Source organism: Salmonella sp. SAL04214, assembly GCF_046550615.1.
GTDB lineage: Bacteria > Pseudomonadota > Gammaproteobacteria > Enterobacterales > Enterobacteriaceae > Salmonella > Salmonella enterica.
In genome coordinates this window covers 161,397-180,853 of record NZ_JBGDXT010000008.1, presented here as the reverse complement: position 1 = coordinate 180,853, position 19,457 = coordinate 161,397, and the positions used below count along the sequence as shown (strand labels likewise).

Annotated in this window: 13 protein-coding genes; 4 read left to right on the top strand and 9 right to left on the bottom strand. The window is 54.9% G+C overall.

Translation table 11 applies throughout. The annotated features are described in order from the left end of the window. Positions 1–6: 6 nt before the first annotated feature. The 9 genes from stfD to hrpB all read right to left on the bottom strand — a co-directional run bounded on the left by stfD (position 7) and on the right by hrpB (position 16,438). Positions 7–759, bottom strand: a complete 753-nt coding sequence (stfD, locus tag ACLJQD_RS15185; RefSeq protein WP_017441526.1) for a fimbrial chaperone StfD — start codon at positions 757–759, stop codon at positions 7–9. A 17-nt stretch (positions 760–776) separates the two neighbouring features. Beyond that, on the bottom strand, positions 777–3,434 hold the full coding sequence (locus ACLJQD_RS15180; protein ID WP_017441527.1) for a fimbrial biogenesis outer membrane usher protein: 2,658 nt from the start codon (positions 3,432–3,434) through the stop codon (positions 777–779). 85 nt (positions 3,435–3,519) lie between these two features. After that, entirely contained in the window at positions 3,520–4,080 is a 561-nt protein-coding gene (gene stfA, locus ACLJQD_RS15175) for a fimbrial major subunit StfA (RefSeq protein WP_001090554.1), read from the bottom strand. Positions 4,081–5,019: 939 nt separating this feature from the next. Next, positions 5,020–7,059: a Fe(3+)-hydroxamate ABC transporter permease FhuB gene (gene fhuB, locus ACLJQD_RS15170; protein WP_093976777.1), complete on the bottom strand. Its 2,040-nt coding sequence runs from the start codon at positions 7,057–7,059 to the stop codon at positions 5,020–5,022. A 14-nt stretch (positions 7,060–7,073) separates the two neighbouring features. Beyond that, the gene (gene fhuD / locus ACLJQD_RS15165) at positions 7,074–7,964 is read right to left on the bottom strand and encodes a Fe(3+)-hydroxamate ABC transporter substrate-binding protein FhuD (protein WP_001205360.1); all 891 of its coding nucleotides are present in this window, start codon (positions 7,962–7,964) and stop codon (positions 7,074–7,076) included. After that, positions 7,964–8,761 (bottom strand): Fe3+-hydroxamate ABC transporter ATP-binding protein FhuC, encoded by a 798-nt coding sequence (fhuC, locus tag ACLJQD_RS15160; protein WP_017441529.1) that lies wholly within the window; start codon positions 8,759–8,761, stop codon positions 7,964–7,966. The genes fhuD and fhuC overlap by 1 nt, the downstream gene beginning before the upstream one ends. Before the next feature lie 48 nt (positions 8,762–8,809). Then, a complete protein-coding gene (fhuA, locus tag ACLJQD_RS15155; protein WP_000113212.1) occupies positions 8,810–11,053 on the bottom strand; it encodes a ferrichrome porin FhuA in 2,244 nt (747 codons plus the stop codon). A gap of 292 nt (positions 11,054–11,345) precedes the next feature. Next, the gene (mrcB, locus tag ACLJQD_RS15150) at positions 11,346–13,868 is read right to left on the bottom strand and encodes a bifunctional glycosyl transferase/transpeptidase (RefSeq protein ID WP_000918127.1); all 2,523 of its coding nucleotides are present in this window, start codon (positions 13,866–13,868) and stop codon (positions 11,346–11,348) included. Between the two features lie 140 nt (positions 13,869–14,008). After that, positions 14,009–16,438: an ATP-dependent helicase HrpB gene (gene hrpB, locus ACLJQD_RS15145; protein WP_023242868.1), complete on the bottom strand. Its 2,430-nt coding sequence runs from the start codon at positions 16,436–16,438 to the stop codon at positions 14,009–14,011. Positions 16,439–16,510: 72 nt separating this feature from the next. On the opposite strand from hrpB, the gene thpR reads away from it, so the two are divergent. The 4 genes from thpR (at position 16,511) to gluQRS (ending at position 19,359) form a co-directional block, all read left to right on the top strand. Then, positions 16,511–17,041 carry an RNA 2',3'-cyclic phosphodiesterase gene (gene thpR, locus ACLJQD_RS15140; protein WP_001294175.1) on the top strand — a complete coding sequence of 177 codons (531 nt, stop codon included), beginning with the start codon at positions 16,511–16,513 and terminating at the stop codon, positions 17,039–17,041. Between the two features lie 16 nt (positions 17,042–17,057). After that, a complete protein-coding gene (gene sfsA, locus ACLJQD_RS15135; protein WP_000899408.1) occupies positions 17,058–17,762 on the top strand; it encodes a DNA/RNA nuclease SfsA in 705 nt (234 codons plus the stop codon). A 176-nt stretch (positions 17,763–17,938) separates the two neighbouring features. Further along, the gene (gene dksA / locus ACLJQD_RS15130; RefSeq protein ID WP_001155232.1) at positions 17,939–18,394 is read left to right on the top strand and encodes an RNA polymerase-binding protein DksA; all 456 of its coding nucleotides are present in this window, start codon (positions 17,939–17,941) and stop codon (positions 18,392–18,394) included. Between the two features lie 68 nt (positions 18,395–18,462). Continuing rightward, positions 18,463–19,359, top strand: coding sequence for a tRNA glutamyl-Q(34) synthetase GluQRS (gene gluQRS, locus ACLJQD_RS15125; protein WP_023242869.1), 897 nt, complete (start codon positions 18,463–18,465; stop codon positions 19,357–19,359). Positions 19,360–19,457 lie beyond the last annotated feature (98 nt).

Here is a 19,457-nt window from a genome sequence, read left to right as displayed (position 1 = left end):
TGTCGGTTACGACTTTCTGCTTTTTGCTTCATCTACCGCACAACTGTTGTCAGTACAGTTAAAAATCAGCGGTAACCGCGCGCCATAATCGTTGACGTAAGTCAGCACAGGCGAGCGACCTAATTCACTGGCGTCCCCTCCCAGCGTCACGTTGCTTTTTGGTGCAATCACTAAAGGGCTAAAGCCTCTGGCTGGTGTGCCGTCCATGCGGTTGCTGGCGTTGCTTAACACCACGTAGTAACCGGTCGGATTGCTCACCTGATAGCCATTGCCCTGACGCTGAAGGGTGATCTTGTATTGCCAGGGATGCTGCATATCGATTTTCGATAGCGCCTGCGGGCGGTAAAAAACTTTGATGCGCGTTTGCAGGGCGATTTGCAGCGTGTTGGGCTTGTCGCTTTGCGGCGGAATTTCGCGCACGTTGTAATAAAAAAGGGTTTCCCGATCCTGGGGGAGCGACGCCAGCGCCGGCATCCCCTGAATTTTGACCTGTCCGATTGCCGACGGCTCAATGCGCTGGACCGGTGGGACGACGATTAAAGGTGAGGTAATTTTGACGCCCTTCTCATCTTCCACCCAGGACTGCGCCAGATAGGGCAGTTTGCTGTTGGCGTTTTTCAGATCGACGCTTATCGATTTATCTTCGCCGCGAAACACCAGGCGGGTGCGATCGGGCGCGATGGCGGCCTGGGCGCTACCGTAGCCGCCCAGCAAAAGCAGCAAAACAGCGGTCAGGTTATAACGTTTTAATGGCATCATGAATGCGATTTCCTGAATCAATGTGTTGGATAACGAGAAGAGAGCGCTTCGGGTTGCGTTGAAGACGTCCGCCGTTGCGTATGAAGCTGGAGTAATGGTTTCTCTGCGGGCTGCGTTGCCTCAGGTGATGAAGCGTCGCCGATGCACGGCAGCAACAGGCCGCTAAACAGATCGCCCGGCAGCGGATCGGGCAACGCCGCTTCACACTGCGTTTTACCTTCCCATGTCACCTGCAACCGCTCGCCGGGGTTAATGCCTATCAGATAAACGCTGCCGTCTTCACCTACGATCCCTAACTGTTGCTGGCGACTGTTGTAAACCTCCGCGCCGAAGGGCGGCGTGCCGCCATCGCGCAGGCGGATACTGGCCATGGCTTTTTTACCGCTGAGCACCTCCAGGCGGCGATAACCGATCGCCCCTTCCGTCAGGGTCGCCTGAGCGATGGAGAGGGTTGCTTCCGCGTCTTCCGGCAACTGGGTAATGTCGATTTTCACCTGGTTGCGGTAGTAGTCGTTGACGTCGACAATGACGGCTTTACCAAACGCGTTGGTATATACCGGCGTGCTGTAGCCGGAGATGGGTACGTTCGCTTCATCGCCGACATCCACCAGCAGCCGCGAGCCGCCGTTGACGCTGGTGCGGTGCAGCGCACCGCCTTTAGCAGTCAGCGTCGCACCGCCCTGGATGTTCAGCCCGCCGGAGGTATAGTCGCCTTCCTGATAGTTCGCACTGACGTCAATGTCGGCATAGCTCGCTTGATGACGGTAATAGCCGTCGAGAGTCGCGCCGTTATCCGCGCGGCCAGCGTTGATCTGGTAGTTATTGCGATCGTCAATGCGCTCGTAATAGCCGACCTGATTGCTGTTGTTGTCATCGCTAAAGGAGCCGTTGTAGCTCAGCGTGCGGTTGTTGCCCCACGGAATACTGAGCGAGACGTACACGCCGTCATCACGTTCATTGTCATATTCGTTGCGAAAACCGTTCACCGACAGACTGATCCCGCGCACCTCGCCGACATCGAAATAGTGCGACAGCGTCAGGTTATAGCTGTCCTGGTTAGGTTGATTCCAGTAGGTGCGATGGGTGTAGTTGATATAGGCGTTGACGTTTATTGCCGAAAAGTTCTGGCTGTACGTCAGGGTATACATCTCTTTATCGTGGCCGGTACGCTGACGATCGTTATCGTCATTATGCGTATCGATAAACTCGTCCATCGTCATGTAGTTTTCTTCGGAAAAGCGATAACCAGCAAACGTCAGACGGCTGTCTATATCATCAAAATCTTTAGCGTAGCTGGCACGGAACGAGTTACCCTGAATGGTGCCGTCGCCGTAGGCGCTACCCTCAGGCAGCGTCGCACGGGAATGGGTGACATCGACGGAAAACGCGCCCAGCAGCGCCAGATCGCGCCCCAGTCCTAACGCCAGCGCCTGATAATCCTGCTCGCCGATGGCGCCGCCGTACAGCGACCAGCCGTTAGCGATCCCCCAGGAGGCTTCGGCTGAGGTGAAAAAGCCGCCTTCCATATTGTGATCCCAGTCCTGCGGTCGCCCGGCGGCCAACTTGTAGCGCACCTGGCCGGGACGGGTCAGAAACGGAATGGAGGCGGTGCTGACGTCATATTCCTGCACCTGACCGCTTTGTTCTTCAATTTTGACGTGTAGATCGCCGGATACCGTTTCATTAATATCCTGAATGCGAAACGGCCCTGCCGGGACCTGCGACTCATAAATCACCCGCCCGCGCTGGGTCACGGTGACTTTGGCGTTGGTGCGCGCCACGCCTGATATATCCGGGGCGTAGCCGCGCAGATTAGGCGGTAACATCTGATCGTCGGTGATAAGGCTGCCGCCAACATAGTTAAAGCCATCGAAAATATCGGATTCCAGCGATCCTTCGCCCAGCGTTAGCTGCGCCCGGAGCTGCGGGATCGCCCGCCAGGCGTAATAGCGGTTCCAGTCCCAGTTCTGTTCGGAACTGGAGCCAAAGTTGTCTTTATCTTCGCTGTCATTTTCGTGACGATAGTTAGCCTGCCAGTCCGCGCGCAAACGCCACGCGCCGAGGTTGGCGCCCACCGTGCCGTTGCCGCTGATGTCATATTCATCGCCATCATCATGTTCAGCATGTCGCCACTGGCTGTTAACGTTGTAGTCAAATAACACGCCGGGAATCCCTTCATCCCAGCGGGAAGGTGGATCCCACTCTTCATCGCTGTATTCCAGATACGCCTGCGGAATAATCACCGTCAGCGTTGACTGGCTTAAATCCGTTTGGGTTTCCATCCCTTCCAGTTGATCTGGTTGCAGACACTGACCGGCATTTATCCAGATCATTTTATCTGCTATTTCAGGTTTTAACCCCAGCAGCGATACCAGTTCAGGCGATAAACAGGGATAGGTGTTATCAGGATCGTTATTATCAACGGAATACGTAATAATATTATCCTGGGCAATTTGACTCTGATTGACCAGCACCTGGAGATGATAGCTCCCCGGCATAATGTAGCCTTTACGGGAAAAACGGGAGAGATCCAGGCTGGCATCATCTTTAACATCAAGAAATCGGGTATTAAATTGAATGGGCGCTTCCGCATAGCTATTTTCCGGACCGACAGCCAGAACAATACCCACCACGGCCGCAAGCGTGCTCAGACGAAATTTTTTATAGTGAGCCATCAGACAATCTATCCCTGAAATATATAATCTATTTTTTTACTTTGAGCATTATCCTGCGGCAGACTGCCGCAGGATGATATTTCACTTACAGATAGCTGATCGTGAAGTTTACGGTGCTGCTGAATTCGCCGGTATCGATAGTGGTGGCAGCGGAATCGCCTTTCACCCAGGCTTTGAAGTTAAGAGTCTGTTTCGCCGCCGCAACGCTGCCGTTCATCGTCAGGTTTTCGCTGTAAGCGTCGCCCAATTTGATCGCGGAACCCAGGTGGTTGCCGATGACAATGCTGGAACCCGCCATTTCGCCGCCGCCGATGCGCATCAGCGCAACGCTGCCCGGATTAGCGCTGGATTCGTTACCGATGGCAGAGAAAACGGTAGATGCTTCTTTCTCAGTGGTGAATGCGCAGTTTTCCAGACCGATATGGAAATCGACTTTTGAAGATTCTTTACCGCCCATCAGAGAACCGGTACCGATATGGCCCAGGTTAACGGTCTGGTGTTCGTCGCCAACCACGATTGAACACGGTGAATCTTCAATAGTACCGGTAAAAGTCACCGTACCAGTATTACTGCCCGCAGCATTGGCAAAGCTGGAAACACCCATAACCAGTGCGGCAGCAACCGCAGCTTTTACTGCTGTATTCATTTTTCATCCTTATTAAAAGTTGGTGAGTATTTTTACGCTATTCACACGGAGCTATACTCAATACCCCATGTTTATATGGGTAGATATATATTATATGACGAGTTATGAAATTCCCGATGCAACATTCAAAAGAAGCAAACAACACGTTAATAAATAACATCCCTTATGCGCGGCAAAGTATTTTCCATTAAAAACCCAAAGACAAGCGTTTTTTATTTAAAGGATTATCAGAATTAAATAATAAATATTTTTACCGTTCAAAAAACAAACAAAGCAAGCAAGACGGGAGAGCCAAAAAAACAATAAACATGTCAAAATGAATAAAAAAAGATCAGAATTACAGTACTGAATATATAGCAATGACGCGTAACATTTATTTTTGGTATAAATTTCATTAAAAAAAACAAAAAATGCTAAATTACATTTTTTTTGTTTACTCGTGGCAATTAATTTATTTTAATAGAGTTGTTTTTTATTACTTCGATAAAAAAATAATATTTTATTATCGAAGTTTTATAATGAAAATTTATTATTAAATTAAAATTGATTTACGAGATGCATTAAAGATGCGGCATCCACATCTTAATATTTAAAAAGGCTTAATACCGAAACCGGTAATTCTTATTATTGGATAGATCATGCCGCAATTTATCATCAACGTTTCGGGCCTGGATATGTTGAAATTAGTCATCCTGTTCAGGAGACAGCGGCGCGCCACTGAAATAGCACATGACTTATCGATACAGAAATAACACCTGCTTCTTGCTGAACATACAAGCAGAGTTCCCTCGATAAAACGTGACAGGACAGCTTTCGCACGCTGATAGCGTTCAGCTATTTTTAGGTCTACAAAATATTGCCACAACATATTGATATTGTGTAATTTGTAGGTCGGGTTGAGCATGGCCGCCACCCGACATAAATGTGGCACAGCTTTTTTTACCGGCTCTGTTTACGTAGCAAATAGATAAAGTACGGCGCGCCAATAAAGCTTGAAAGCAGTCCCGCCGGGATCTGATACGGAAATAGCGCCATCCTGCCGCACCAGTCGGCAAAGACCAGTAAAACGCCCCCTGCCAGCGCCGAGATGACCATATGCGGCATCGTCCGGCGAAAACCGAGCATCCGCGCAATATGCGGCGCCATCAGTCCAACGAAACTCAGCGGCCCAATGGTCATCGTCGCGGTTGCCGTCAAACAAGCCGCCAGCGCCAGCAGCGCGATACGCGACGGCGTAAGCGCCATGCCCACCGCACGCGCGGCATCGCCGCCCAGAGGCAAAATCGTTAACCAGCGGCGGCACAACGGCACAATTGCCAGCAAAATCACCATTACGATCGCGGTTCGCGTAACCTGCCCGCCAGTGGCGTTATAGGTAGATCCTGCGATCCAGGTCAACACTTCCGCCATCCGCGGGTCGCCGCTCGCCTGGAGCATCATTAGCAGCATGGTAAACGCGGTGCTGAGCGCCATCCCCGCCAGCAACATCCGTTGCGGCGAGAAACCGCCGCGTCCGGCGGCTAACATAATAATCAGCAGTGTCGACGCCGCGCCCAGGCTTCCGGCGGGCAGTAGCCAACCGAAGGCATTCCCCGGCACCAAAAACAGCATCAACACCACGCCAAACGCGGCTCCGGAACTGATCCCCAGCACTTCCGGGCTGGCCATTGGATTACCGGTCAGACGCTGAATAATGCAGCCCGCCACCGCCAGCATGACGCCCGCCATTAACGCCGCCAGTATCCGCGGCCAGCGCCACGGCATCAGTTCTTCAAGCAGCGTTCCGCTCGCCCACGTCCAGCCGTGCGCGTCGCGACCAAAAGAGAGCGCGACCCATGTTGCCAGCAGCAAGAGCGCGCCACCGGCAACGGCAAAAGCGAGGACATGCCGACGCTCCGCCGCCACACGATCGCTGGCGTTCATATCCGGCGCGCTCATGCTTTTAAGCCGCGGCAGCAGCCACAGGAGCAGCGGCGCGCCGATTAACGCCGTCACTGAACCGGTGGAGACCTCCATCCATACGCGGGTGAGCCAAAGGATAATCTGATCGGATAGCCATAAAATAAGCGCCCCAATGAGCGGCGCCAGCATCAGGCGCGCCAGCAGACGTCTTGCGCCAAGCATTTTCGCCAGCAGCGGCGCAAACAGGCCGATAAAACCGATAATGCCCACCGCGTTGACCAGCAGCGCGCTCAACACAATCGCCAGCGACAGCGCCGCCAGACGCGCTAACGACAGCGCCAGACCCAGATTACGCGCAACGCCGTCATCCAGCCCCATCAGCGTCATCGGACGTAGCAACAATAATGTGAGCATCACACCGCCCAGCAACTGCGGCCACAGACGCTGCACGCCGCTCCAGTCGGTTTGCGTCAGCGTTCCGGTGCTCCATAAAAACATGCTCTGCAACTGATCGTGGTGGAAAATCACCAGTAACTGGTTGATTGCGCCACAATAGAGGCTGACCACCAGCCCGGCCAGGATTAGGGTTACCGGCGACAGGCGTTTGCCCCACGCCACGCCGAACACCAGCGCGCCGACGATACAGGCTCCCGTCAGGGCGGCAAACTGAGTGGTCAGCGCGCCGGGAATCGCCCATAGCGTAGTCACCGTGATCCCCAATTGCGCGCCGGTCGCCACGCCCAACGTGGTCGGTTCCGCCAGCGGGTTACGTAATACTTGCTGGAACAGGACGCCTACCAGCCCAAGCCCCGCGCCCACCAGTAGCGAAATCGCCAGTCTTGGCAGCAGGCTGTAATGAAAAATCATCTGCTCAATGATGTCGATATCCGGTGACCAGATAGCCTGTTGCCACTGACTGCGCGGTAGCGCAACAGAGAAGTTAACCCATGTCAGCCAGCAGGCGGCAACAAACAGCGCCAATAACAGCAACGCCGGATGGCGGCTTCGCCTTATCCGGCCTACAAAGCACCCGAACCGTAGGTCGGATAAGGCGTTTTTCGCGCCGCCATCCGGCATTTCACGTTTTCTGCTCACGCTTTGCCTCCCAACACGTTATTCAGGATGCGGACAAAGTGCATCGTGGAGAGGGTCGCGCCATAGAACCAAACGGCGGGCACCCGATGAAAACGCCCGGCGCGGACAAACGGCATGGCCTGCCACAGCGGCGTTGCCATCAGCGCGTTCATATCGGTGCTATTCCCGTGATCGAAGCAGATCACATCCGCTTCTTTATACATCGCCAGCCGATCGAGGCTGACCGCCGTACTGCCCCAAAAGTTGGTTTCACCCTGCCAGGCATTGACAATGCCATACTCGTCCAGCACCTCCTGGAACAGGCAATTCGGGCCGAGCACCAACATATGCCGCGGATCGATAAGCGTCGTCATCAGTAACGGACGCCCCCCGCGGCGGATAAAATGCGGCTTCTGACTGGCGATGAAGCGATCGTATTGCGCCAGATGTTTTTCTGCCGCAGCTTCCAGATTCAGCGTCTGCGCCAGTTCAACCAGCGAGCGTCGGGCCACCGCCAGCGGCTTTTTGCCGTCGCTAAAATCGAACCCGCGCCCCGGCGCGATCCGCGCCAGTTTCTCCGGCGAGGGTCCGTACCCTGCCGACCAGACCATAAACGACGGCTTCATCTCCGTCAGCAGTTCGAGATTGGGTTCAGTGCGAAGACCCACATCAATCACCGAATCCGGCAACGGCGGTTCGCTAACCCACAGCTTATAATTTGGCACATCCGCCACGCCATACGGCGTAATACCGAGCGCCAGCAGCAGCTCAACCGGCAGCCACTCCAGCGCCACAATCCGGCGGGGATCGATAGCGGCAGCCTGCGCCGTATTCATTTGCCACAGCAGCGGCGAGAGCGCCATCGCCGTTAATAAACGGCGGCGAGTAAGAGGATATAAATCACGCATTAATACACAAAACTCACAGGTGCGGCGCCCGCCGGATGCGGAAGGATACCCATCGGGATACCGTAAATCTTCTCCAGCGTTTCACTGCGCATCAGTTCCGCAGGCGTTCCTTGCGCAATCATTTCACCGCCGCGTAGCGCGACTAAATAATCACAGTAGCGGGCCGCCATGTTGATATCGTGCAGCACCGCAACCACCGTCAGCCCGCGCTGCTGGCTTAAGCGATGCACCAGCGCCAGCACGTCAACCTGATGGGCGATATCCAGCGCTGACGTCGGCTCATCCAGCAGCAGACAACGGCTGTCCTGCGCGACCAGCATGGCAATCCACGCGCGCTGGCGCTCGCCGCCGGAAAGGCTGTCTACCAGACGATGCGCCAGCGGTTTTAAGCCGACCAGCGTAATCGCCTCGTCTACTTTTTCCCGGTCCGCGACGCCAAAGCGTCCCAGCGCGCCGTGCCACGGATAGCGGCCAATCGCCACCAGTTCGCGCACCGTCATTCCTTCCGCCTGCGGCAATTGTTGAGGCAGATAGGCAACTTTGCGGGCAAACGCCTTGCTGCTCCAGCTCGCCAGCGGCTGATTGTCGAGCAGAATATCCCCTTCGGAAGGCAGCTGATGGCGGCCCAGCATTTTTAACAGCGTGGATTTACCGGAACCATTATGGCCAATAAGTCCGGTGACGCGACCTGCGGGAAACGTTAACGAGAGGGGGTGTAAAAGCGTGCGGCCCGGCACACGAAAGGCGACGCTTCGCAGCGCAAAGGTGGTATCGGAATGAATGTGGTTTTCCTGCATCGCAGCCAACTTGTAAAACGGGCACGGCAAGCCGTGCCCAAAAAGAAATTAGAAACGGAAGGTTGCCGTTGCAACGACCTGACGTTCTGCGCCCCAGAAACAGCCGTAGGTCTGGAAGCAGCTGGCGACGTATTCGCGATCAAACAGATTATTGACATGAAGGGCAACGTTGGAGCCTGCCATGCCTACGCGCGCAAGGTCATAACGTACCAATGCATCGACAACCGTATAACTCCCTACTTTAAAGGAGTTTGCCGGATCGCCATAGCTTGACCCCGTGAAACGCCCGCCAGTCCCCAGCGTTAAACCGGACAATGGGCCATCAAAGAAAGTGTAATCGCCCCACAACGACGCCATATGCTTTGGTACCTGTGCAGGAGTATTACCTTTATAAGTCGTATCCGTCGTGTATTCGGCGTCAGTATAGGTGTAAGAACCCACGACGTTGATGCTTGCAGAAAGCGCCGCTTTCGCTTCTAGTTCCACGCCGCGGGCGCGAATTTCACCGCCTTCAACCGAGAAGAAAGACCCCGCCGGATCAGCCATCAGGTTGTTGGTTTTGGTCAACTGATAGACCGCACCGGTAATGACTATCGGCCGATCATTCGGTACATATTTAACCCCCGCTTCATACTGCTTACCTTTCGAAGGTGCAAATATTTTCCCGTTCTCTCCCGTCTGTGAAGCCGGCTCAAACGACTCACTATAACTGAAGTAAGGCGTTATTCCATTATCAAACAGATAGTTAACACCACCACGCCAGGTAAACTGCTTATCATCACGTTTAGATGTGATGCCAGTAGTGCGATTAAGAGACTCTTGATCGGCCCAGTCATAACGTCCACCCAATGTTACCAGGACTTTATCCCACTGTGCCTGGTCCTGGACGTACAGACCCGTTTGCTTTTGCTTATTCAAAATCTGGTACGGGCCGGATGTTGCTGGATCTCGCGAAGCAAAGTCGAAATCAGTGTACACCGGGTTATAGAGGTCAAGCAGAGGTACGGAGTCGTCGTAGCCAAACCAGGCATTGATATCATTACGCATACGCATAAAGTCGACGCCGGTCAGCAGCGTGTGATCCACCTCACCGGTGGCAAATTTACTTTGCAACTGAGTATCAACGGAGAAGTTTTGCAGTTTCTCGTCGTCAACAACATATTTACGAGCCAGATAATGACCTTTGTCCGCTGGCGCTAATGCCGCGCACTGCTTGCTGTCACGGTTTGCCGGATCGGAACAAACGCCGTAACCATAGACGCTATTTTGCGAGACTTTATTCTCGGCATAGCGCAAATTCTGGCGCACGGTAAAGGTGTCGTTGAATTCATGATCGAAGCTGTACCCTACCATCTTCTCATTACGAGAATAGGTATTGTTTTTCGCCCCTTCGTTGAAATCTGTTGGCAGACGTTTACCGTTTGGCAGCGGCTCAACCGTTCCCTCTTTCGGCAGCCAGCCGTAGTAACCCGTCTCTGGTTCATTCTGGAAGTAAGAGAGAAACGTAAAGTTTGTCTTGTCATCCGGACGCCAGGTGAACGCTGGCGCAATCGCATAGCGCTGCTCTTCCGCGCGATCCTGCTGCGCATTGGCGGAACGCGCCAGACCGGTCAAACGATAAGAATATACGCCCTCTTCATCCAGCGCGTCGCTGAAGTCAAAACCAGTCTGGAACAGGCTGTCAGTACCCATCTTGAACTGAATTTCTTTCAGCGGCTCCGTCGTCGGGCGCTTGCTAACCATATTCAGCAAACCGCCAGGGCTACTTTTCCCGTACAGAACGGAAACCGGACCACGCATCACTTCCGCGCGTTCCAGCATATACGGGTCTATCACCGCATCATTATAGAAGTTGCCCTGCATTTTCAGGCCATTCAGATAGTTATTCTGGCTTTGGCCATCAGCGGCGAAACCGCGAATGATCAGGTAGTCGTAAGTATTGGACGCGCCACGAGTGCCCACGGCAACGCCAGGGGTATAACTCAACGCTTCTTTAACCGACTTTGGCTGATGCAACGCCATCTCTTCGGCGGTAACAACAGAAATAGACTGCGGCACCTTTTGAATCGGCGTGTCCGTTTTGGTTGCCGTGGCGGATTGTCTTGCAGCGATGGTTGCCGCCGGTCCCCAGGCACTTTCCTGCGCGGCAGGCGCTGCGGTTACGGTAATGGTTTCTTCTTTCGGTTGAACCGCCGCCTGTGCATAGACAGACATGCCGCTAACCGCTGTGGCTACTACAACTGCGATTTTACGCAGTGAGGAGTTTGGCTGAGCAGTTTTAAGACGCGCCATTGGTATATCTCTGATGAAAGTGAATGATAACGTAAACGATAATTATTATTATAACCGCAGCATGATAGGCGAAATATCGTCGCAATGGCAAGCGATACGCGGCCCTACGAAAACTAAGGGGTTAAGAAACAACCAGATGAAAAGGAAGGGTTAATAAATTAGACTGAAATGTTATTTATAGGGGATTTGCCGGATGGCGACGTAAGCGTCTTATTCGGCCTACGTCGCACATAAAGGAGTCGTAACGGTGTAGACCGGGTAAGCACAGCGCCACCCGGCACTATTACCGTGATTAATTGCCGCCGAACATCTCCTTAATCCAGCCGGCAACGCCGTCGCTCTTCTCTTCTTTCGGCGGCTGTTGCTGCGCAGGCTGCTGCGGCTGAGACGACTGATCGAACGGATTGCCTGACGGCTGCTGTTGCTGCTGCATCATCTCGCCCTGCTGGCACAGCGTATTTGGATCGTCCGTCCAGACCGGCAGAGTGCGCATACCGCCGCTACAGACAAAATTACCGTCGTAATCAACGCCCATATCCACCACATCTTCCGGCGGCGTCAGAACTAAAGGCGTCGGCGTCTGGTTCGCCAGATAGCGCTGATAAATCGCCATCGCGCCGCTGGCGCCGTACAATTTCGTCGGCTGGTTGTTATCACGGCCTACCCAGGTGATAGTCACCTGGCTGCCGTCGATACCGGCAAACCAGGTATCGACATTGTTGTTTGTCGTCCCGGTTTTACCCGCCAGATGCAGACCCGGATATTTCGCGCCAAGCTGACGCCCCGTACCACGCTGGACGACCTGCTGCATTGTCCAGAGCGTCAGGTAAGCCGCCTGTGCCGGTACGGCGCGTTCAGCTTGCGGATAACTTTGGTACAGCACTTTACCATCTTCCGCAATAACTGAACGCAGCGCTGATAACGGCGCGCGATTTCCGCCGCTGGCGATAGTCTGGAACGCCTGCGCCACTTCGATCGGCGTCAGGTTCAGCGCTCCTAACAGCATCGCCGGAACCGGATTGAGCTGATCTTTCGGCACGCCGAGCTTCGTCCAGGTATCGGTTACCGCCGGTAAACCTAACGCCATCCCCAGATTGACCGTCGGTACGTTCATTGAGCGAGTTAACGCATCCACCAGCATCACTTTCCCGCTTTCGCTGTAGCGACGATCGTCGTTCTGCGGCGACCAGACCTGACCATTCGGCTGGCGCAGAGAAATCGGCGCATCGGCAATCCAGGTGTTCAGACGGTATAAGTTCGGCTGACTTAACGCGGTCAGATAGGTCGCCGGTTTCGCCAGCGACCCGATGGAACGGCGCGCCTGCATGGCACGGTTATAGCCGGCATACTGCGGCTCCGCCCCGCCAACCATCGCGCGCACCTCGCCGCTAAAGCGATCCACTACCACCATCGCGGTTTCCAGATCGCTCAATTTACGCTGCTTCTTCAACGCCGGAATGCCTTCGACAACGGCTTTTTCTGCGGCATCCTGCGCCACGGAGTCAAAGGTGGTGAAGATCTTCACGCCGGAGAGATCTTTAATTTTATCCCCCAGCTTCGCCTGCAGTTCCTGACGAACCATCTGCATAAACGCTGGCTGCGGTGAAATAACGCCGCCGCGCGGCTGTACGCCAAGCGGACGCGCGCTCAGCATGTCATAGAGTTCCTGATCGATGATTTTCTGCTGCTGTAACAGGCGTAGCACCAGGTTACGACGCTCCAGCGCCAGTTTCGGGTTGCGCCACGGGTTATAAATCGACGCCCCTTTTACCATCCCCACCAGTAACGCCTGCTGATCGAGGCTCAATTCCTCTACCGGACGCCCAAAGTAATACAGGCTCGCCAGCGGAAAACCGCGAATTTCATTGTCCCCGCTTTGACCGAGGTAGACCTCGTTCATGTACAGCTCAAGAATACGATCTTTACTGTAACGGGCATCCATGATCAGCGCCATGTAGGCTTCATTCGCTTTACGCCAGTATGATCTTTCGCTGGAGAGGAACAGGTTCTTCACCAGCTGCTGGGTTAGCGTACTGGCCCCCTGCACCGTACGTCCCGCCGTCAGGTTGGCCAGTACCGCACGCCCGATAGAGTAAAGACTAATGCCATCATGCTCATAGAAATGACGGTCTTCCGTCGCCAACAGCGTATCGACCAGCAGATCCGGGAAACCGCTGCGCGGGACGAATAAACGCTGCTCGCCATTTGGCGAAGAAAGCATGGTGATAAGCCGCGGATCGAGGCGGAAGAAGCCAAACTGGCGGTTGTTATCCAGATTGACGATGGTTTCCAGACGCCCGTCACTGAACGTCAGCCGCGCGCGCACCTGCCCTTCTTTGCTGTCCGGGAAGTCAAACGGACGACGGATCATCTCAATGCTATTGGCCTGCACGGTAAATTCGCCGGGACGGGTCATCTTCGTCACCAGACGATACTGCGTCGCTTCCAGCAATTTCACCATCTCGTTTTTGCTGACAGGCATGTCTGGCTCAAGGTTCACCATCCGACCATATACCGCCGCCGGAAGCTGCCAGACCTTGCCATCAATACGGCTGCGGATTTTTTGATCCAGATAGACGCCGTAAATGGCGAACAGCACCACAAAAACGATAAACAGTTTTAGCAATAGCCACAGCCAGCCGCGCTTGCCACGAGGCTTACGCCCTTTGCCCTTACCTTTACGCGGCATCGGTTCTTCATCCTCATAGTCATCATCATAATCGTCGTCATGCTGCCGACGACGGCTCACCTTTTGTTTCACAGGACGTGACGGTTTCCCCTTACGTCCAATCGGCTCGCGGTCATTCCCCGCCATGCTTTTTCTCCGCAACATACAGGCGCAAAGGCCCGATTCTCTATTCTTCCGCCAGACGACAGAAGAAGAAATCTCTCAATTTACTCTTTTGCCGGATGGCGATTAACGCCTTATCCGGCCTGGAGGCAACGTATAACACGTCACGAATACTTCTTCGTGCGCCGCGTTGGGGCCGTATTCGCCGGATCGTCCGGCCAGACATGTTTGGGGTAACGGCCCTTCATCTCTTTTTGCACTTCGCGATACGCACCCTGCCAGAAAGCGCTTAAATCGCGTGTAATCTGTAGCGGTCGCTGCGCAGGCGAAAGCAGTTCCAGCACCAGCGGCACGCGGCCCTGAGCGATGGTTGGGGTCTTCGCTTCGCCAAACATTTCCTGCATTCTGACCGCCAGTGCGGGCGGGTTATCTTCATGATAACGAATCGTTATTCGGCTTCCCGTCGGCACAGTGTAATGCCCAGGCAGTTCACTATCCAGACGTTGCAGCATGGCATAGTCAAGCAGTCCCCGTAACGCCTGAGTCACATTCAGAGATTTCAGACTCCGTAACGACTGTACGCCTGTCATGTGCGGCAGCAACCAGTTTTCCAGAGTCGCCAGCAGCGACGCCTGATCCACGGCAGGCCAGTCATATTCCGGCAGCCATTTCGCCGCACAGTGCAGACGCAGACGGAACTGCTCCGCTTCCGGCGTCCAGTTAAGGACGGCCAGACCTTTATCGCGGATGCCGTTCAGCATCGCCTGATGAAGCTCCTCTTCAGACGGTTTCGCCAGTGGCTGAACACTAACCGTCAACTGTCCAATACGCATTCTGCGCCACGCTTTCAACGTTCCCTGCGCTTCGTCCCATTCAACCGTGTCAGACTGGCGCAGTAAATCAGGACACGCCTGAATCAACGAGGCAATATCCAGCGGCTGCGCCAACAATATTCGGGCGTCCGGCGAGGCGCTACCTTGCAGTAACAGCGGCGCGATCAGCCATTCATGACGTCCCAACGCGTCATCCGCATCTAACATCGCGCCCATACCATTGGCTAACTGATAGCGCCCTTCCTGACCACGACGCCGCGCGATGCGGTCGCTAAACGCTCTGGCCAACAGCGGCATAATAAGCGCGCTATCCGGCTCGCCATTACGCACCTGCAGCCGTTTTAAAAGCTGCTGGCTACGCTGCTGCCAGCCCGGCTGTCGCCGCGAAAATAGCCCGCTTAAATCCGTACCGCCGCCGCGCGGCGGGTCCTCAAGGATGGCCGCGAGCATGGCGGCGGTGGCGGCGCTGTCGCCCTCGCCGGCGTTGACTAACATCGCCGCCAGGCGCGGATCGTTACCCATTGCCGCCATTTTCCGGCCCCGCGCGCTTAATCGCTCGCCCTCCAGCGCGCCTAACATCAATAATAAACGGCGGGCGGCCTGAAGATTCACCTCCGGCGGCCTGTCCAGCCAGAAAAGCGATGCCGGATCGTGACATCCCCACTGCAACACCTCCATCAACAAACCGGAGAGGTCGCTGTGTAAGATTTCCGGATCGCTTTGCGCCGCCGCCCGCTCCGCCTGTTCTTTGGCCAGCAGATGTAAACAGATACCCGGCGCCAGTCGTCCGGCGCGCCCCGCGCGCTGCGTCATTGACGCCTGACTGATACGCTGCGTAACCAGCCGCGTCAGTCCCGTTCGCGCGTCGAATCGCGCCACGCGCTCCTGAGCGCTATCGACAACCAGACGAATCCCTTCAATCGTCAAACTGGTTTCGGCAATGTTAGTCGCCAACACCACTTTACACATCCCGGCGGGGGCGGGAACAATCGCTTTGCGTTGCGCTTCCAGAGACAATGCGCCATACAGCGGACAAAGCAGGACATCGCTCCCTACCCGCGACGCCAGATGTTCATGAACGCGCTGTATTTCACCTACGCCGGGTAAAAATAGCAGCAGCGAACCGTTTTCATTGCGCAGCAGTTCCGCTGTCGCCATCGCGACGGCTTCATCAAAACGCAAATGCGCCGCGAGCGGCTGATAACGTCGCTCCACGGGAAACGCGCGCCCCTCCGAGACGATCGTCGGCGCATCAGGCAGTCGCTGACAAAGCCTGTCGTTATCCAGCGTCGCTGACATGATTAACAGCCTGAGATCGTCACGGAGCCCTTGCTGGATATCCAGCAACAGCGCCAACGCTAAATCCGCCTGTAAACTGCGCTCATGAAATTCATCCAGTATCACCAGCCCCACGCCGCGTAATTCGGGATCGCGCTGAATCATTCTGGTCAATACGCCTTCGGTCACCACTTCCAGCCGGGTACGCGGCCCCACGCAGCTTTGCGCGCGCATCCGGTAACCTACCGTTTCGCCAGGCTTTTCATTCAACGCTTCCGCCAGACGCTGCGCGACATTACGCGCCGCCAGACGACGCGGTTCAAGCAGAAGGATTTTTCCAGCAACCGGCCCCTGTTGCAGGAGTTGCAACGGCAGCCAGGTGGATTTCCCCGCCCCGGTAGGCGCGGACAACAAAACCTGCGGCGCGGTTTTTAGGGCTGTCAACAATTCAGGCAATACGGCGGCAACGGGCAATGACGTCACAAACGGCTCCACGGGGTTAACTTTCTTTGCGCCGCATTGTAGCATCGTGTTAATCCATAACCGAGTATCCCTATGTCTGAGCCAAAACGGCTGTTTTTTGCGATTGACTTACCCGACGACGCGCGCGCGCAAATTATCGCCTGGCGCGCCGCCCATTTTGCGTCTGAAGACGGACGCCCCGTGGCAGCGGCGAACCTGCACCTGACGCTGGCCTTTTTAGGCGACGTCAGTAACGATAAGCAGCGCGCGCTTGCGCAACTGGCCGGACGAATTCGCCAGCCGGGCTTTACGCTACATCTGGATGACGCCGGTCAGTGGCTGCGTTCGCGCGTGGTGTGGCTGGGGATGCGCCAGCCGCCGCGCGGGTTGTTGCAGTTGGCTAATATGCTGCGCGCGCAGGCCGCCCGCAGCGGTTGTTACCAAAGCCCGCAGCCTTTTCACCCGCATATTACGCTGCTGCGCGACGCCAGCCATACGGTGGCTATCCCGCCGCCGGGCTTTTGCTGGTCATTTCCGGTCACGTCGTTTGCGCTTTACGCCTCTTCGTATGGGCAAGGCCGTACCCGCTATGCCGAGCTGCAGCGCTGGACGCTGGGCGAATAATAATGAAGGAATGTCGATGCTATTCTCACCCCCTTTACAACGCGCTACGCTGATTCAGCGCTATAAACGTTTTTTAGCCGATGTGATCACCCCTGACGGTACAACGCTTACGCTGCACTGTCCTAATACCGGCGCGATGACCGGCTGCGCCACGCCTGGCGATACCGTCTGGTATTCGACATCAGAAAATACTAAACGCAAATATCCGCATACCTGGGAATTGACTGAAACGCAATTCGGCGCATTCATTTGCGTGAATACGCTGCGGGCGAACCAGCTAACGAAAGAAGCGATTCAGGAGAATCGCCTGCCGGCGCTGGCGGGGTACAATATTCTGAAAAGTGAAGTCAAATATGGCGCCGAGCGCAGCCGTATAGATTTTATGTTACAGGCAGATTTCCGCCCGGACTGCTATATTGAAGTGAAATCGGTCACGTTAGCGGAAAAAGAAAACGGTTATTTTCCCGACGCCATCACCGAACGAGGGCAAAAACATCTTCGGGAGTTGATGGGCGTTGCGGCGGCAGGTCATCGCGCGGTGGTGGTGTTCGCGGTGCTGCACTCCGCCATTACACGTTTTTCACCCGCACGTCATATCGATATAAAATACGCGCAGCTATTGAGCGAGGCTCAGAATAAAGGCGTGGAAGTTTTAGCTTATAAAGCAGAACTTTCAGCCCAAAAAATGGAACTGAACGAACCAGTACCCATAACGTTGTAGTGGAATAACAGCCTGATTATTAAGTATTCTGGCCGCGTGCGTAAATACGCTTTTCCTCACAGGGTTGTCAAGTGTTACGTTTAGATAATTGCTATCCGGAAAAGCATCTGCTATTTATAGCGACCTGATTTTCCCCCGAACATGGGGATCGATAGTGCGTGTTAAGGAGAAGCAACATGCAAGAAGGGCAAAACCGTAAAACATCGTCCCTGAGTATTCTCGCCATCGCTGGGGTGGAGCCGTACCAGGAGAAACCGGGCGAAGAGTATATGAACGAAGCCCAGCTATCGCACTTCAAGCGTATTCTTGAAGCATGGCGTAATCAACTCCGGGATGAAGTCGATCGCACTGTGACGCACATGCAGGACGAAGCCGCCAACTTCCCCGATCCGGTCGATCGCGCCGCGCAGGAAGAGGAGTTTAGCCTGGAGTTACGTAATCGTGACCGTGAGCGCAAACTGATCAAAAAGATCGAGAAGACGCTGAAGAAAGTGGAAGATGAAGACTTCGGTTATTGCGAGTCCTGCGGAGTGGAGATTGGTATCCGCCGCCTGGAAGCGCGTCCAACAGCCGATCTGTGCATCGACTGCAAAACGCTGGCTGAAATTCGCGAAAAACAGATGGCGGGTTAATCCCGTTCGTTTCTACCCTATTTATGACAGGCGGGAGTTTTCCCGCCTTATTCTTTATTGCCCGCAGCATGACTGACTCACACTATATTGGCCGTTTCGCGCCGTCGCCATCCGGCGAACTGCATTTCGGCTCGTTAATCGCCGCCCTCGGCAGCTATCTACAAGCCCGTGCGCAACGCGGAATTTGGCGCGTTCGCATAGAGGATATCGACCCCCCACGTGAAGTTCCCGGTGCCGCAGCGACCATTCTGCGCCAGCTGGAACATTACGGCCTGCACTGGGATGGCGAGGTCTTATGGCAATCACAGCGTCATGAGGCTTATCGCGAGGCGCTGGCCTGGCTTCACGAGCAGGGACTGAGCTACTACTGCACTTGCCCCCGCTCGCGCATTCAGCGTCTGGGCGGTATTTACGACGGCCATTGCCGGACGTTATACCACGGGCCGGAGAATGCCGCCGTCAGAATTAAGCAGCAGCATCCGGTGATGCGTTTTCATGATACCTTGCGCGGCGACATCCAGGCTGACCCACAGCTGGCGAGCGAAGATTTTATTATCCACCGCCGCGACGGACTGTTTGCTTATAATCTGGCCGTGGTGGTCGACGATCATTTTCAGGGGGTGACGGAGATCGTCCGCGGCGCAGATTTAATCGAACCCACTGTCCGACAACTTTCGCTGTATAAACAGTTTGGCTGGCGTGCGCCAGGTTACGTGCACCTTCCGCTGGCGCTCAACGAACAAGGCGCTAAACTTTCCAAGCAAAATCATGCCCCTGCGCTTGCGACAGGCGATCCGCGCCCGGTACTGGTCCAGGCATTGCGCTTTTTAGGCCAACGCGCCGTCGTAGCGTGGCAGGAGATGTCTGTTGAGGAGTTGCTGCGCTTTGCGGTGACGCACTGGAGGCTTACAGCCGTACCCACATCGGCTAATGTAAATCCGGCATTCTCAAATGCGTCTCGCTGAGCTATGATTAGCCGCTATTTTTGCTCATCGTCTTTCGCATTGCTGCGGCGTTAATGATGCTTACAGCCCAGGTCGCGTTGCTCTCTTACGCCCGTCTG

Coding starts and splice junctions, on each gene's coding strand:
- stfD (WP_017441526.1), bottom strand. CDS start 759: ATGATGCCATTAAAACGTTATAACCTGACCGCTGTTTTGCTGCTTTTG.
- ACLJQD_RS15180 (WP_017441527.1), bottom strand. CDS start 3,434: ATGGCTCACTATAAAAAATTTCGTCTGAGCACGCTTGCGGCCGTGGTG.
- stfA (WP_001090554.1), bottom strand. CDS start 4,080: ATGAATACAGCAGTAAAAGCTGCGGTTGCTGCCGCACTGGTTATGGGT.
- fhuB (WP_093976777.1), bottom strand. CDS start 7,059: ATGCCGGATGGCGGCGCGAAAAACGCCTTATCCGACCTACGGTTCGGG.
- fhuD (WP_001205360.1), bottom strand. CDS start 7,964: ATGCGTGATTTATATCCTCTTACTCGCCGCCGTTTATTAACGGCGATG.
- fhuC (WP_017441529.1), bottom strand. CDS start 8,761: ATGCAGGAAAACCACATTCATTCCGATACCACCTTTGCGCTGCGAAGC.
- fhuA (WP_000113212.1), bottom strand. CDS start 11,053: ATGGCGCGTCTTAAAACTGCTCAGCCAAACTCCTCACTGCGTAAAATC.
- mrcB (WP_000918127.1), bottom strand. CDS start 13,868: ATGGCGGGGAATGACCGCGAGCCGATTGGACGTAAGGGGAAACCGTCA.
- thpR (WP_001294175.1), top strand. CDS start 16,511: ATGTCTGAGCCAAAACGGCTGTTTTTTGCGATTGACTTACCCGACGAC.
- sfsA (WP_000899408.1), top strand. CDS start 17,058: ATGCTATTCTCACCCCCTTTACAACGCGCTACGCTGATTCAGCGCTAT.
- dksA (WP_001155232.1), top strand. CDS start 17,939: ATGCAAGAAGGGCAAAACCGTAAAACATCGTCCCTGAGTATTCTCGCC.
- gluQRS (WP_023242869.1), top strand. CDS start 18,463: ATGACTGACTCACACTATATTGGCCGTTTCGCGCCGTCGCCATCCGGC.